Here is a 14,570-nt window from a genome sequence, read left to right on the forward strand (position 1 = left end):
GTCAGGCAACGCGGCGCAGGAAACCCGCGCCAACAAAGAGGCCGCCCAGCCAGCTCAGCGTGAGCGCCACGGCAACGAGCAGTTCAAGCAGATCGGTGCCGTCGCCAGGCACGCGCAGCGCCAGCGCAATCACCGCGGCCATCAGCACGCCGGCGGCCAGCAGGCTTACCAGCAGCGCGCCCAGCCCGGTCGACAACGTGCGCACGACCGGCGGATGCACATGCGCCGGCGGACACAGTTCTGACATGCGCGCACGCACATAGGCCGCCGTGCGGGTGCCGTCGGTGGCATCGGCGTGATGCCGCATGACGTGCATCCAGGTTCGGGTGTCCAGCACGCCCGAACTCAGTTCCTGTGCAACGCGCCGCAAGGCTGCGCGCTCGCGCGCGTGGTCGGTGGCGTCAGAGGGCGTTTCGTTGGGGGCGGGCTTGTCGAACACGGCCGGTGCTGCAGCAGGATCGGCCAGCCGCACCTCATGCCGATAGGTCACGCGCACGCGGCGCGAAAACCACATGTACGCTGCCGAGCCGATGAGCAGCAGCGCCTCCGCCGCCAGCAGCAGCATGATCGGCATGCGCCCTGCCGTGCCGCCGGAGGCTTGTGTCGTCCAGGCATGAATGCCGCCGCTCATGGCCAGCGTGGCCAGCAACTGGAGCAGGCCGTATCCGAGCCACACCATCGGAAACCAGCGCACGCGCAGGAAGGCCAGGGTGACGAGCCCCATCGGAAAGACGAGCCCAGCCAGTGCCGGCGCCGCCCGGGCTCCCCCACCGTTGGCCTCGCCGAGCGTGAGCATCATGCCCATCGCCAGCACGATCGCCAGCGCCGGCAGCGTGTTCAGCCACAGCAGTGTCACGAGCCAGCCGCGCACGCCGTACAGGCGATGCGCCCGTGCGCGCGCCGCCGAAATTGCCATCCAACTCTCTTGCATGAAGCTCCCCGACCGGGTCTGCCATGCGTCGCACGTGGCGCAGCATGACTTCTGAATTTTCGCGATTGTGTCACCGGGGCAAGTCAGTTGCCCCCCTCCAAAGTGGGGACAGCCGCACATTGTTGCCAATGTCTTGCCGCATCCAATGCTGGCAAGGCTTTGCGGGTGATTAGTTGTTCTTAATTCAGATATTGATAACGCTGAGTGTTGTATTGGCGTCTGCGCACAAGCGCTCCGGCACCGCGAACCCCTGCATGTCCGTTCCGCATACCGGGCCGAACCATTTGCATGCGATGTGGGCAACAAGGCTCCTTACACTCGCTGCAAACCACAAGGAAGCCGATATGCGCCCACACCGTCTGCTGCAGTGCCTGCTGTCCGCCCTCACCTTGAGCCTTGCGCTCACTGGCCCCGCCCAAGCCGCGCCGGAGCCTGAACCGGTCGACATCCTGATCCGCAACGGCACCGTGGTCGACGGCAGCGGCGGTGCGCCGTTCGTGGCCGATGTGGGCATCCGCAATGACCGCATCGTGCTGGTGCAGCCCTCCGCCGCGGGCGTGCAGGCGAAGACGGTGCTCGATGCGCGCGGGCTGGTGGTGGCGCCGGGCTTTATTGATCCGCATACGCACGCCTATCACAACCTCGTCTCCAAAGACCGACACCAGAACCTGCCGTACCTGCTGCAAGGCGTGACGACGGTGGTGATCGGCAACGACGGCATCGTGCTCGAAGGCGACGGGCAGGATCTCGACCGCATCGGGCCGACGCTCAAGGCGCTGGACGCCAACCGCATCGGCACCAACGTGGCCATGCTGGTGGGCCACAACGCTGTGCGCCACCGCGTGATGGGCGACGTGGCGCGCGCACCCACCGGCGACGAACTCAAGGCCATGCAGGCGCTGATGGAAGACGGCATGCGCGACGGCGCATTCGGCATGTCGACGGGCCTCGTCTATACGCCTGGCGTGTTCGCCAAGACCGACGAGGTGGTGGCGCTGGCCAAGACCGTGGCCGCGCGTGGCGGCATCTACGACACCCACCTGCGCGACGAGGGCAACTTCCGGACTGGCCTCATCAACGCTGTGAAAGAGGCGCTGGACATCGGCCGGCAGTCGGGCATCCCGATCCATATCTCGCACATCAAGGCGCTGGGCGTGGATTCGTGGGGCAAGAGCGCGGAGGTCATCGGCTTGATACGTGAGGCGCAAGCCAGCGGCATCAACGTATCGGCAAGCCAGTATCCGTACACGGCGTCGAGCACGCACATCATTCCGGCGCTGGTGCCGGGCTGGGCACGCGACGGCGGCAACGACGCGCTGCTCAAGCGCCTGGAAGACCCGGCCACGCGTGCGCGCATTGCCACCGACATGGAAAAGGCCATGCAACAGCGCAATGGGCCGGCGGCGCAGGTGCTGATTTCCACCAAGCCCGAGTACAACGGGCAATCGCTCGAAGCGCTGGGTAAGAAGCTGGGCGTGAGCCCCGTCGATGCGGCCATCAGCGTGATCCAGCATGGAGGCACGAACATCGTGTCGTTCAACATGAGCGACACCGACCTGGAAGCCTTCATGAAGCAGGACTTCGTCGTGGGCGGCTCCGACGGCATTGCCGGACACCCGCGCGAGGCCGGCACCTTTGCACGCCGCATCGGTGAATACGTCACGCGCAAGCACGTGATGACGATGCCGTTTGCCGTTCGCCAGGCGAGCGCCCGCACGGCTGAAATCTTCGGCATCAAGGATCGCGGCACGGCGCAGGCGGGCAAGTTTGCCGATCTGGTCATCTTCGACCCCGCCACTTTTGCCGACCGCGCGAGCTATGAACAGCCTGGGCTGCCGCCTGTGGGCGTGCGCTGGGTGGTCGTCAACGGCGCGGTGGCCGTGGCCGACGGCAAGGCGGTGCCGGATGTTCTGGCGGGGCGGGCGCTGCGCAAGTGAGTCAGTCACGCGGCGCGCGCGGTGACGAAGCTCAGATCACGTCGCCCAGTTCGCGCACGTCGGTGCCGGTGCAGCACGCGAGTATCTCGGCGTCTTCCTTGCTGACTGACAGATAGACGTGGCCGACTGCGCTGTCGAAGTACAGGCTGTCGCCGGGCGCCAGGCGAAAGGCGTCGCCGTTCTCGAAGCGCAGTTCGATCTCGCCGCCCAGCACGAAGACGAATTCCTCGCCGGGGTGGCGGATGTAATCGGGAAAGTCGTCGACCGAGCGCGCGCGGATGTGTGCGCGCATCGGCAGCATGCGTTTGCCGGTTAGCGCGTCGGCCAGCATGCCGTATTCGTAGTTCGGCGTGTCATAGATGACCTGGCCGCCCGACGGCGTAAACGTCGGGCGTAATGGTCCGGCATCCGGCGTGCGGCGGCGGCCCAGCAGTTGCTCGAACTCCAGCCCCAATGCCTGCGCCAGGCCGGCAAACTTCTCATACGTCAGTGCAATGTCGCCGCGCTCGGCCTTGGAGATGGTCGACAGTGCCACGCCAGAGCGCTCCGACAATTCTTGCAGGGTGAGCCTGCGCGCCTTGCGTGCCTCGCGAATGCGCGCCCCCACCTCCTGGTGATTGAGCTGCGCCGGTGCCTCGTCGATGGGGGGATCGGCCTGGATAGCCGCTTTTGCGCTGGATGCCACGCATGTCTCCGGGTTTTCTCGTATACGAGAATTTGATTTTTCTCGTATACGATAACTCAAACCCTCCCCAGCCTCCAACCTAGGAGAGCAGCCCGTGTCGACACTCGCCCTCGACAGCCGCCCCGCGCTGTCACGCACGCAAGTCATTGCCGCTACCACCATCGGCACTGCGCTGGAGTTCTACGACTTCACGATCTACAGCTATTTCGCCATCCAGATCGGGCAACTGTTCTTTCCATCGGCATCGCCGGTGAACCAGTTTCTCCTGTCGATCGGGGTGTTTGGCGTGGGCTTTGTGGTGCGGCCGCTGGGCGGCGTCATCATCGGTGCCTATGCTGACCGCGTCGGCCGCAAGAAGGCGATGGTGCTGACCATCATGATGATGGCGCTGTCGTGCGCGCTCATCGCCACGGCGCCCACATACGCCACGGCGGGCATCTTCGCGCCGATGATCGTGCTGGCCGCGCGCCTGATGCAGGGCTTTGCAGCCGGCGGCGAATTCGGGCCCGGCACCACGCTGCTGGTCGAATACGCAAGCGACCGTACGCGAGCGTTCTTTGCCAGCTGGAACTTTGCGGCAACCGCACTGGGCCTCGCGCTGGGCGCGGCAGTCGCCACGCTCATCAACGTGACGCTGCCCAAGGAAGCGGTGCTCGCCTGGGGCTGGCGGCTGCCGTTCCTGCTGGGCATTTTTGCGGCCCCGGCCGGCATGCTGATCCGCCGCCGGCTGGAAGAAACGCTCGACCGCCGCGATGCGGCACCCAGCCACGCCAAGCCGCAAGGCGCGCTCAAGGCCGCGCTGACCACGCATCTGAAGCTGACCATTCTCGGCACCTTTGCAGAGCTGGGCGGCTCGGTCTCGGTGTACATCACCGCGTTTTTCCTGCCGAGCCACGCGGTGCGCACGCTGCATATGTCGCCAACGGCGGCGGTGGCTTCCGGCGTGGTCAGCTCGCTGGTGCTGTTTGTCGCCGCACCGATTGCCGGGCGCCTGGCCGATCGCTACACCCGCAAGCGCCTGCTGGTCACCGCGCGCGTCATCATGCTGCTGGCGGTGTACCCAGCGTTTGCCTTCCTGAGCGTGCATCCAACGCCGCTGGCGCTGTACGCGGTATCTGCATTGCTGGCGATATTCGTGGCCGCGCAGATCGTGCCCGTGCTGGTGATGATTCCGGAGCTGTTTCCCAAGCACGTACGCGCCACCGGCATTGCACTCACGTATGTGGTGAGCGCATCGTTCTTCGGCGGGTTCTCACCGTTCATCGCGAGCTGGCTGGTGGAGCGCACCGGCAACCCGCTGGCGCCGGCGTGGTATGTGGCGGCGGCGTGCCTGGTGTCACTGGTGCCGGTGATCTGGCTGCGCGACCGCACGGGCGAAGCGCTTTAAAGGGAATGCTTATGTCGCACAACGAACAACTTGTCAGCCTGTCTGCGGTGGAACTGCGCCGGCTGATCGGCGCCAAGGAAATCTCGCCCGTCGAGTTGCTCAATGCCTGCATCGACCGGATCGAAGCGATCAACCCTGCCGTGAATGCCGTCACGGCGACGTGCTTTCCGCAGGCACACGAAGCCGCAAGAGCCGCAGAGCGCGCCGTGCTCAATGGCGAACCGCTCGGCCTGCTGCATGGCCTGCCGCTGGGCGTGAAGGATCTCGAAGACACAGCGGGCTTACTGACGACCTACGGCTCGCCCACCGCGCGCAGCAACGTGCCGACGCAAGACGTCTTGCTGGTCGAGCGTCTGCGCGCCGCAGGCGCCGTGCTGGTGGCCAAGACCAACGTGCCGGAGTTCGGTGCGGGCGCCAACACGCGCAACCCCGTGTGGGGCGCGACAGGCAATCCGTTCAACCCGATGCTCAATGCCGGAGGTTCGTCGGGCGGCGCGGCGGCGGCGCTGGCGTGCGACATGCTGCCCGTCTGCACGGGCTCCGACACCGGCGGCTCGCTGCGCATTCCTGCATCCAAATGCGGCGTGGTGGGCTTTCGGCCATCGCCGGGGCTGGTGCCGAATTCACGCAAGAAACTCGGCTGGACGCCCATTTCGGTGGTCGGCCCGATGGGGCGCACGGTGGCCGAAGCCTGCCTGCAACTGGCCGCCACGGCTGGGTTGTCGGCAAGCGATCCGCTCAGCTTCGACGTCGATCCACGGAGCCTTCTCACGCCCGCGCCGCTCGATCTGTCCACACTGCGCGTCGGCTGGACGGAAGACTTCGGCAGCTGCGATGTCGACGCCCGCATCCGCGCGGTCTTCCGCGAACGCATTGCCGCCATCGCGCCGATGTTCCGCTCATGTGAACCCGTGCAGTTCGACCTAGGCGCAGTGCACCGCTGCTTTGATGTGATCCGCGCAGAGAGCTTCGTCGCCGGCCTGCACGATGCTTATGCGCGCGACCCGGCATCGATTGGCCCCAACTCGCGCGCCAACTACGAGCTGGGCGCCGCGATGACGCTTGCCGATTGTGCGTGGGCGCAGGCTGAACAGACGCGCATCCTCAAACGCTTTCAGGCGGCATTCAGTCAGTTCGACGTGATCCTGTCGCCCACAACGCCGGTGTCGCCCTTTCCGTGGAGCGAGCTGTACGCGACACACATCGATGGCCGCGCGCAGGAGAACTATTACCGCTGGCTGGCGCTGACCTACGTGGTCACGCTGACCACGCACCCGGCGCTGTCACTGCCGTGCGGCGTTGACCACGCCGGCATGCCGTTCGGCCTGCAGATCGTCGGTCCCTTCCACGACGACCGCAAGACGCTTGCCGTGGCGCATGCGCTTGAGCAGGCTTTCGACGCGTCTGCTACGCTGCGGCGGCCGCGTCCGGACCTAGCCAAGCTTGCGCAGCCGACGCCGGCGCTCCAATCCATCGTCACCGCGCCGCCGGCGTTCGATACCGCCACAAGCGGCATGGGCACCTCGGCCGTTTGAACCTACAACGGACTTCTTCCCGACATGACCGCCATCCAACGCCTCCACACCAACGCCCGCATGAGCCAGATCGTGATCGCCAAGGGCATCGTGCATCTGGCCGGGCAAGTACCCGACATCGACTTCAAGTCGGTCACCGAGCAGACCAACAACATCCTCGAGCGCATCGACGCCCTGCTGGCCGAAGCCGGTGTCGACAAGACGCGATTGATTTCCGCCAACATCTGGCTGACCGACGCCAAGCACTTCGCCGAGCTGAACGCCGCGTGGGAAGCCTGGGTGCCGGCCGGCCACGCGCCCACGCGCGCCTGCGTGCAGTCGGGCCTGATGCGCCCGGGCATCGATGTGGAAATCGCCGTCACGGCGCTGGCCAAGGGTTAAGGAGCCGGCCGCCATGCGCTTTGACACCCTTGTGCTGGGCGCCGGCATTGTCGGCGTATCGGTGGCGGTGCATCTGCAAAAACGCGGACGCGCCGTCGCCCTGGTGGACCGCCGTGCGCCGGGATTTGAGACGTCGTTTGGCAATGCCGGGCTGATCCAGCGCGAGGGTGTGTATCCGTATGCGTTCCCGCGCGACCTGTCGACGTTGTTGCGTTATGCGAGCAACACGTCGGCGGACGTGCACTACCACCCGGGCGATCTGCCCCGGCTGCTGCCGTTTCTGTGGCAGTACTGGCGCAACTCGCACCCCGCGCGCCACGCGGCGATTGCGCGTGCGTATGCGCCGCTCATTGCGCACAGCGTGAGCGAGCACCGCGCGCTGGCCGAAGCCGCCGGCGCCACGCATCTGATCCGCCCCAGCGGCTGGATCAAGGTGTTCCGCAATACCGCCACGCAGGACAAGGAAACCCGCAACGTCGAGCGTTGGCAGCGCGAATACGGTGTCGCGTTCGAAGCGCTCGACCCGGCGCGCCTCCACGTGGCGGAGCCTCATCTGGACACATCGCTGCTGGGCGGCCTGCGCTATACGGAAGCGGATTCCGTGAGCGACCCCAACGCGCTGGTCACGGCCTACGCGAAACATTTCGAGCAACTCGGCGGCCGTTTCTTTGAGGCCGATGCCAACACGCTCACGCCCAACGCACCGTGGCTGCTGCAAACCAAGGAAGGCGAGCTGCGCGCGGACAATGTCGTCATCGCCATGGGCCCGTGGGCGGACGTCATTACCTCGCGCCTGGGCTACAGCCTGCCGCTGGCCGTCAAGCGCGGCTACCACATGCACTACGCGCCCGCGCCAGGTGCGCAGTTGAACCATCCCGTGCTTGATGCGGACGGCGGTTACGTGCTGGCACCGATGGCACGCGGCATCCGCCTGACCACCGGCGCAGAACTCGCGCACCGCGATGCGCCAAAGACGCCCGTGCAGCTCAACGCGGTGGAGCCCGTCGCCCGCAAGTTGTTTCCCCTGGCCGAGCGGGTGGATGCAGAACCGTGGATGGGCGCCCGCCCCTGCACGCCCGACATGCTGCCAATCATCGGGCCGGCGCCGCACCATCCAAACCTGTGGTTCGCGTTCGGCCATGCACACCACGGCCTGACGTTGGGGCCCATTACCGGGCGATTAATTGCGGAAATGATGACGGGCGAGACATCCACCGTGGATGTTCGCCCGTTCCGTGCGCAACGCTTCTGGGATTCAGCGCGCTAGCTCAACCCGCCCTGGCACAGGTACTTGATCGACAGATAGTCGTCGAGCCCGTACTTGGAACCCTCGCGGCCGTAGCCCGACTCCTTCACGCCGCCAAAGGGCGCCGCCTCGCTGGCGAGCGCGCCTTCGTTAATGCCGACGATGCCCGCTTCCAGCGCGCGTGATACACGCTCGATGCGGCGGATGTCTTGCGTGTAGAAGTACGAGGCCAGCCCGAACGGCGTGTCGTTGGCGGCCTGCACGGCTTCGGCTTCATCGACGAAGCGGAACAGCGGCGCAACGGGGCCGAACGTTTCCTCGCCGCACAGGGCCATGCCGCTGTTGGCGTCGGCCAGCACGGTGGGCGCATAGAAGTGTTCGCCAACTTCTGGCAAGCGCTTGCCACCGGCCAGCACGCGCGCACCGTTGGCAACGGCGTCGTGCACGTGGCGTTCGATCTTGTCGACGGCGCGGGCGTTGATCATCGGGCCGATCTGCGCATCCGGATCGGTGGCCGGCGCGACTTTCAGCGCGGAAACCCGCTCGGCCAGCATGGCGCCGAAGCGCTCGTACACGCCGGCCTGCACGTAGACGCGATTCGGGCACACGCAGGTCTGGCCGCCGTTGCGGAACTTGGCCGCCAGCAAACCCGTGATGGCCGCATCGAGGTCTGCGTCGTCAAACACGATGAACGGAGCGTTGCCGCCCAGCTCCAGTGACAGCTTCTTCAGCGTGCCCGCCGACTCGCGCGCCAGATACTTGCCCACCGGCGTCGAGCCCGTGAAGGTGATTTTGCGCACGCGGCTGTCTTGCAGCCAATCGGCTACGGCCTCGATGCCGCGATCACGCGAGGCGGAAATCATGTTCAGCACGCCCGGGGGCAACCCCGCTTCCTGCGCGAGCTGCGCCAGTGCCAGCGCCGTGAGCGGCGTGTCTTCCGCCGGCTTGGCGACCACGGTGCAGCCCGCCGCCAGCGCCGGCGCGATCTTGCGCGCAATCATCGCCAGCGGGAAATTCCACGGCGTGATGGCCGCCACGATACCCACGGGCTCCTTGACGGCGCTCATGCGTTTGCCGCGCTGCTGCTGCGGGATGAGGTCGCCGTAGATGCGCGTAGCCTCGTCTGCAAACCACGCAACGTACGACGCGCCGTACATGACCTCGCCGCGCCCTTCGGCAAACGGCTTGCCCTGCTCCAGCGAAATCAGCCTCCCCAGCGCATCGGCATTGGCAACGATGGCCGCGTGCCAGCGGCGCAAGATGGCAGCGCGCTCTGCCGGCAGCGTGTCGCGCCATGCGGGAAAGGCGCGTGCTGCCGCATCGGTGGCGGCACGCGCATCAGCGGCGCTGCTGTCGGGCACGTTGGCGATGAGGCTGCCGGTGGCAGGGTCCGTCACCGCAAAGCGTGCGCCGTCGGTGCCGGCGACCCACTGGCCGTCGATCAGGTTGTCGGTGCGCACGAGCCCCGTCTGGCGGAGTTGGTCAAAGCTGAAAGCCATCGTCGATTCCTTCAATCCGCTCAACCGAGGTGCGCGGCAATCGCCTCGCCCAACTGCGTGGTATTGGCGGTGCCGCCCAGGTCAGGCGTGCGCGGGCCGTCCTTGAGCACGGCTTCGATGGCCGCGACGATGGCGTCGTGCGCGGCACGGCCTTCGCCCTGGCTTTCGGTCAGGAAGTCCAGCATCAGCGCCGCCGACCAGATCATCGCGATCGGGTTGGCGATGTTCTTGCCGTAGATGTCCGGCGCCGAGCCGTGCACCGGCTCGAACAGCGAGGGGAACGTGCGATCGGGGTTCAGGTTGGCGGAAGGCGCCAGGCCGATCGTGCCCGTCGTCGCGGGGCCAAGATCGGACAGGATGTCGCCGAACAGATTGGTGGCGGCCACCACATCGAAGCGCCCCGGCTGCAGCACGAAGCGCGCGGTCAGGATGTCGATGTGCTGCTTGTCGAGCGTGACGTCCGGATAGTTTTGCGCGACTTCATCCGCGCGCTTGTCCCACCACGGCATGCTGATGGCGATGCCGTTGCTCTTGGTGGCGAGCGTCACGTGCTTGCGCTCGCGGCTCTGCGCGAGGTCGAACGCGAACTTGAGCAGCCGTTCTGCGCCCTTGCGCGAGTAGACCGACTCCTGGATCACGATCTCGCGGTCGGTGCCTTCGTACATGATGCCGCCGAGCGATGTGTATTCGCCTTCGGTGTTTTCACGCACGACGTAGTAGTCGATGTCGCCCGGCTTGCGATTGGCGAGCGGGCACGGCACGCCTTCAAACAAACGCACCGGGCGCAGGTTGATGTACTGATCGAACTCGCGGCGGAACTTGAGCAGCGAGCCCCACAGCGAGACGTGATCGGGCACCGTAGCCGGCCAGCCGACCGCGCCGAACAGGATGGCGTCCATGCCTTGCAGTTGCTGCTTCCAGTCGTCCGGCATCATCGTGCCGTGCTGCTGGTAGTAATCACAACTAGCCCAGTCGATGTGCTGGGTTTCGATGCTGATGCCGAAACGGCGCGCGGCGGCTTCGAGCACGCGCAGGCCTTCGGGCATCACTTCGCGGCCGATGCCGTCGCCTGGGATCACGGCGATCCGGTAAGTCTTGCGGGTCATGTCAGATCCGGTAGAAAGAGGAAAAAGAATCAGGCACCTTGCGGCGCGATGAACTCGCGGGCGAGCTTACGGGCGCCATTGGCGAACATCAGGATATCAACACCGGTGGCGACGAAGGTGCAGCCCAGCTCCAGATAGTGACGTGCAAGCGCCGCATCGGACGTCAACGTGCCGGCGGCCTTGCCCGACGCAACAATCGTGCGCACGGCGTTGTCGATGGCAGCCTGCACATCCGGGTGGCCTGCATTGCCACGGTGTCCCATCGACGCTGCCAGATCCGCCGGGCCGATGAACACGCCGTCCACGCCATCCACATCGCAGATGGCTTCGAGGTTTTGCAGCGCGGTGACGGTCTCCGCCTGGACGAGCAGACACGCTTCGTCATCGGCAACCTGCAGGTAATCGGTGCGGGCGCTCCAGCGCGATGCGCGGCCCACGGCACTGCCCACGCCGCGAATGCCGTGCGGGGGATAGCGCACCGCGCGCACGAGTTCGCGCGCCTCTTCCGCCGTGTCGACCATCGGCACCAGTAGCGTGCGCGCGCCGATGTCGAGCAAGCGCTTGATGAGCGATGGATCGCCGTTGTACGGGCGCACGATGGGCTCGGCGCGGTACGGCGCCACCGCCTGCAGTTGCGCGAGGATCGTGCGTACATCATTCGGGGCGTGCTCGCTGTCGATCAGCAGCCAGTCGAAGCCGGCAGTGGCACTCACCTCCGCCAGGTACGGATCGCTCATCGCCAGCCAGAAGCCGATCTGGCGTTGCTTGGCGGCCAGCGCGGCCTTGAAACTGTTCGGGCGGTTAAGCGCGGGCGTTTGCATTGCGTTGGTCATGCGAATGGAGTGTTTCAGAAATGGGCTCGAAGCTGATGGGTTCCACCTTGCCGAGCAGGAAGAGGTAATTCAGGATCGCGAGGCCGATCAGCGCGGCGGAAAATACCAGCGCCGGAATGAACGAACCCGTGGCGCCCACGATGGCGCCGGTGACGATCGGGCCGACCACGCCGCCCATGTTCGACACGCTGTTCTGCAGGCCCGCCACCATCGACACGTTGTTGCCCGGTGCCACATCGGCCGGCAGCGCCCACACTTGCGACGCCGCCACCGTCGTGCCCGACTTGGCGATGCACAGCAGGATGACCGCCACCACCGCCGATTGCGCGAACGCCGCCAGCCCGATGCTCGACGCCATCACCAGGCCGATGATGAGGAAGAGTTTGCGTGTGGCCGTGAGCGACAGCTTGCCCGAGGCATACACGCGGTCCGACGCCCAGCCCGCAAACACCTCCACGAACATCGACACGAACAGCGGCAGCGACGCCATGAGGCCCATCTGCATCAGGCCCATGCCGCGCTCCTTGACGAGGTACGTCGGCAGCCACGTGATGAAGAAGTACGAGTTGTAGTTGATCATGAAGAAGCCGATGCACATTGCCCAGATGTTCCGGTGCGTCAGCAGCTTCGTCCAGGGCACCTTGGGTTCATCCTTGCTACGAGCTGGCGGCAGGCCGCGCTGGATGTGGGCCAACTCGGCAGCGTTCACGCCCTTGTGCGCTTCGGGCGTTTCCTTGAACACCGCCCACCACACCACCGCCCACACAATGCCCAGCGCGCCCGTCACCGCAAAGGTGATCTTCCAATCGAACATCACCAGCAGCCACGCGATGAGCGGCAAGGCGACAGCGCTGCCCAGCTTGGAGCCGCTATCGAAAATAGCGGCCACCGTGGCACGTTCCTGCTTGGGGAACCAGCGCCCAGTGATGCCTGCGCTGCTCGGGTACGCACCCGCCTCGCCGATGCCCAGCGCCACACGCAAGCCCACCAGCGATTTGAAGCCGTTTGCCAGGCCTGTCAACGCCGTCGCAACGGACCACCACAGCACCGCAAAGCCCAGCACCTTCTTCTGCCCGAAGCGGTCGGCCAGAATGCCCGCCGGCAACTGCAGCAGCGCATACGACCAGAAGAACGCCGACATGACGACGCCCATCTCCACCGCGCTCAGGTGGAACTCCTTCTGGATGTGCGGCGCGGCGGCCGACAGCACGGTACGGTCGATGTAGTTGATGGCAATCGCCGCCCACATGAGGCCGGCGACGACCCAGCGCACTTTGGAGCGCGGGCCGCCCTGTGATGTGTCCTGCATGGTTTGTCTCCTGTTTTGTAATAGGTGATGCGTGCCTTCGAGTCGAGGCGTTAACTCACGATGCCCATGTGCCAAGGCACGAATTCATGGTCTCCAAGACCGAGCAGTTCGCTCTTGGTGCGCTCGCCCGAGGCGGTGCGCAGGATGTGCTCAAAGATGTCCTGGCCCATCTCTTCCACCGAACGTTCGCCGTCGAGAATACGGCCGCAGTTGATGTCCATGTCTTCTTCAAGCCTGCGGAACATGGGCGTGTTGCTGGCGAGCTTGATCGTCGGTGCGGGCTTGGAGCCGAACATCGAGCCACGCCCCGTGGTGAAGCAGATGAGGTTGGCGCCGCTGGCAATCTGGCCCGTCACGGCGACCGGGTCGTAGCCGGGCGAATCCATGAAGACAAAGCCCGCGCGGTCGATGGGCTCGGCGTATTCGTACACGGCCTGCAGCGGCGTAGTGCCGCCCTTCATGGCCGAGCCGAGCGACTTTTCGAAGATGTTGGCCAGACCGCCCTGCTGGTTGCCGGGGCCCACCACGCCATTGAACTGGCCGTTGTGGCCGCGCGTGTAGTTCTCCCACCAGGCGAGCCGATCGAGCAGCTTCTGGCCGACTTCCGGCGATACCGCACGGCGCGTGAGCATGGTTTCTACGCCGTGAATCTCCGGCGTTTCCGACAGGATGGCCGTACCGCCATGGCGCACCAGCAGATCCATCGCCGCGCCGAGCGCCGGGTTGGCGGTAATGCCCGAGAAACCATCGGAACCGCCGCACTCCAGGCCGATCTTGATATGACTGGCCGATACCGGGCGGCGAACGATGTCGTTGGCCACCGGCAGCATCTTCTGGATGGCGCTGATGCCCGCCTCGATGGTGGCGCGCGTGCCGCCCGTGTCCTGCATCACCAGCGTGTGCATCAGCTTGCCGGCTTCCAGGTCTTGGCTCGTCATCAAATCCGCCACCTGGTTGCGCTCGCAGCCCAAGCCGACGATCAGCACACCCGCCAGGTTCGGATGCCGCGCATAGCCCGCCAGCGTGCGGCGCAGCACATCGAAATGCTCCGATGGCGACGACATCCCGCAACCGCTCGTCTGTGCAAACGCCACCACGCCATCCACATTGGGAAACGGCGCCAGGCGCTCGGGCGTGAACCACGCCGCAATGTTCTTGATGACGGTGGATGAGCAATTGACCGACGCCAGGATGCCGATGAAGTTGCGCGTGGCCACACGGCCATCGTGCCGGACGATGCCATTGAACGTTGCGCGCTGCGCCTCCGGGATGTAATCGACCGGGCGCACATCCAGGCCAAAGCCGGGGTCGCGTGCGTAATCGATCAGCTCGACGTTGTGCGTATGAACGTGCTCGCCGGCTTCGATGTCGCGCGCTGCCCGGCCAATGATCGTGTCGTACTTGCGGATGGCTTCGCCCTGCGGGATCCGCCGCGCGGCGATCTTGTGACCGGCCGGCACCTGCGCGCGCAGGCGCACCGTCGTGCCGTTGATCGACAGGTTCGCCCCAAGCGACAGCCCTTCGCGCGCAATCAGCACGTTGTCTGCCGCGTTCAACTGAATCAGCGGCCCAGCGTACGTTGGCGTTGCCTGCAACATCCTTTGCTCCTCCGGGCTGTCTTCTGGTGCAGCCGTCGTTTATCGTCAGTTTTCATGTTACCGGTTTATGTAACCGGTAACATTGGCGCAATCGTAGACGCGTTTTGCGATAATTGCTAGCCC

The 14,570-nt window shown here is 65.7% G+C and carries 12 protein-coding genes; 5 read left to right on the top strand and 7 right to left on the bottom strand.

Features of this window, described 5'->3' with window-relative positions; translation table 11 throughout:
- Position 1 precedes the first annotated feature (1 nt).
- On the bottom strand, positions 2 to 916 hold the full coding sequence (locus ACTJK6_RS19390; RefSeq protein WP_440839878.1) for a hypothetical protein: 915 nt from the start codon (positions 914 to 916) through the stop codon (positions 2 to 4).
- A 359-nt stretch (positions 917 to 1,275) separates the two neighbouring features.
- Here ACTJK6_RS19390 and ACTJK6_RS19395 point away from each other — a divergent pair, with 359 nt between their 5' ends.
- Complete coding sequence (locus ACTJK6_RS19395; protein WP_440839879.1) at positions 1,276 to 2,868, top strand: N-acyl-D-amino-acid deacylase family protein; 1,593 nt, start codon at positions 1,276 to 1,278, stop codon at positions 2,866 to 2,868.
- Between the two features lie 31 nt (positions 2,869 to 2,899).
- Here the strand turns inward: ACTJK6_RS19395 and ACTJK6_RS19400 are convergent, their stop codons facing one another.
- On the bottom strand, positions 2,900 to 3,553 hold the full coding sequence (locus tag ACTJK6_RS19400) for a helix-turn-helix domain-containing protein (protein WP_316879799.1): 654 nt from the start codon (positions 3,551 to 3,553) through the stop codon (positions 2,900 to 2,902).
- A 94-nt stretch (positions 3,554 to 3,647) separates the two neighbouring features.
- Between ACTJK6_RS19400 and ACTJK6_RS19405 the strand changes: the two genes are divergently transcribed.
- The 4 genes from ACTJK6_RS19405 to ACTJK6_RS19420 are packed head-to-tail and all read left to right on the top strand — an operon-like array spanning position 3,648 to position 8,123.
- Complete coding sequence (locus tag ACTJK6_RS19405; protein ID WP_433868358.1) at positions 3,648 to 4,940, top strand: MFS transporter; 1,293 nt, start codon at positions 3,648 to 3,650, stop codon at positions 4,938 to 4,940.
- An 11-nt stretch (positions 4,941 to 4,951) separates the two neighbouring features.
- Positions 4,952 to 6,475 (top strand): amidase, encoded by a 1,524-nt coding sequence (locus ACTJK6_RS19410; protein WP_440839880.1) that lies wholly within the window; start codon positions 4,952 to 4,954, stop codon positions 6,473 to 6,475.
- A gap of 24 nt (positions 6,476 to 6,499) precedes the next feature.
- Positions 6,500 to 6,856, top strand: coding sequence for a RidA family protein (locus ACTJK6_RS19415; protein WP_440839881.1), 357 nt, complete (start codon positions 6,500 to 6,502; stop codon positions 6,854 to 6,856).
- A 13-nt stretch (positions 6,857 to 6,869) separates the two neighbouring features.
- The gene (locus ACTJK6_RS19420) at positions 6,870 to 8,123 is read left to right on the top strand and encodes an NAD(P)/FAD-dependent oxidoreductase (RefSeq protein WP_440839882.1); all 1,254 of its coding nucleotides are present in this window, start codon (positions 6,870 to 6,872) and stop codon (positions 8,121 to 8,123) included.
- Here ACTJK6_RS19420 and ACTJK6_RS19425 read toward each other — a convergent pair.
- The 5 genes from ACTJK6_RS19425 to ACTJK6_RS19445 are packed head-to-tail and all read right to left on the bottom strand — an operon-like array spanning position 8,120 to position 14,447.
- Positions 8,120 to 9,601, bottom strand: coding sequence for an NAD-dependent succinate-semialdehyde dehydrogenase (locus ACTJK6_RS19425; protein ID WP_440839884.1), 1,482 nt, complete (start codon positions 9,599 to 9,601; stop codon positions 8,120 to 8,122). The two genes, ACTJK6_RS19420 and ACTJK6_RS19425, sit on opposite strands and share 4 nt — an antisense overlap.
- 20 nt (positions 9,602 to 9,621) lie before the next feature.
- Positions 9,622 to 10,707: a tartrate dehydrogenase gene (locus ACTJK6_RS19430; RefSeq protein WP_260803519.1), complete on the bottom strand. Its 1,086-nt coding sequence runs from the start codon at positions 10,705 to 10,707 to the stop codon at positions 9,622 to 9,624.
- 29 nt (positions 10,708 to 10,736) lie between these two features.
- On the bottom strand, positions 10,737 to 11,540 hold the full coding sequence (gene hpaI / locus ACTJK6_RS19435) for a 4-hydroxy-2-oxoheptanedioate aldolase (protein ID WP_440839885.1): 804 nt from the start codon (positions 11,538 to 11,540) through the stop codon (positions 10,737 to 10,739).
- Positions 11,509 to 12,849 carry an MFS transporter gene (locus tag ACTJK6_RS19440; protein ID WP_440839886.1) on the bottom strand — a complete coding sequence of 447 codons (1,341 nt, stop codon included), beginning with the start codon at positions 12,847 to 12,849 and terminating at the stop codon, positions 11,509 to 11,511. Before ACTJK6_RS19440 ends, hpaI begins: the two co-directional genes overlap by 32 nt.
- A 50-nt stretch (positions 12,850 to 12,899) precedes the next feature.
- Positions 12,900 to 14,447, bottom strand: coding sequence for a UxaA family hydrolase (locus ACTJK6_RS19445; protein WP_440839887.1), 1,548 nt, complete (start codon positions 14,445 to 14,447; stop codon positions 12,900 to 12,902).
- Between the last annotated feature and the right edge of the window lie 123 nt (positions 14,448 to 14,570).

It is taken from the genome of Ralstonia sp. 22086, from assembly GCF_052045975.1.
GTDB lineage: Bacteria > Pseudomonadota > Gammaproteobacteria > Burkholderiales > Burkholderiaceae > Ralstonia > Ralstonia wenshanensis.

Excerpts from the sequence above, each read along its gene's own strand:
- ACTJK6_RS19430 (WP_260803519.1), bottom strand. The coding sequence starts at position 10,707 with ATGACCCGCAAGACTTACCGGATCGCCGTGATCCCAGGCGACGGCATC.
- ACTJK6_RS19440 (WP_440839886.1), bottom strand. The coding sequence starts at position 12,849 with ATGCAGGACACATCACAGGGCGGCCCGCGCTCCAAAGTGCGCTGGGTC.
- ACTJK6_RS19425 (WP_440839884.1), bottom strand. The coding sequence starts at position 9,601 with ATGGCTTTCAGCTTTGACCAACTCCGCCAGACGGGGCTCGTGCGCACC.
- ACTJK6_RS19395 (WP_440839879.1), top strand. The coding sequence starts at position 1,276 with ATGCGCCCACACCGTCTGCTGCAGTGCCTGCTGTCCGCCCTCACCTTG.
- hpaI (WP_440839885.1), bottom strand. The coding sequence starts at position 11,540 with ATGACCAACGCAATGCAAACGCCCGCGCTTAACCGCCCGAACAGTTTC.
- ACTJK6_RS19415 (WP_440839881.1), top strand. The coding sequence starts at position 6,500 with ATGACCGCCATCCAACGCCTCCACACCAACGCCCGCATGAGCCAGATC.
- ACTJK6_RS19420 (WP_440839882.1), top strand. The coding sequence starts at position 6,870 with ATGCGCTTTGACACCCTTGTGCTGGGCGCCGGCATTGTCGGCGTATCG.
- ACTJK6_RS19410 (WP_440839880.1), top strand. The coding sequence starts at position 4,952 with ATGTCGCACAACGAACAACTTGTCAGCCTGTCTGCGGTGGAACTGCGC.
- ACTJK6_RS19390 (WP_440839878.1), bottom strand. The coding sequence starts at position 916 with ATGGCAATTTCGGCGGCGCGCGCACGGGCGCATCGCCTGTACGGCGTG.
- ACTJK6_RS19445 (WP_440839887.1), bottom strand. The coding sequence starts at position 14,447 with ATGTTGCAGGCAACGCCAACGTACGCTGGGCCGCTGATTCAGTTGAAC.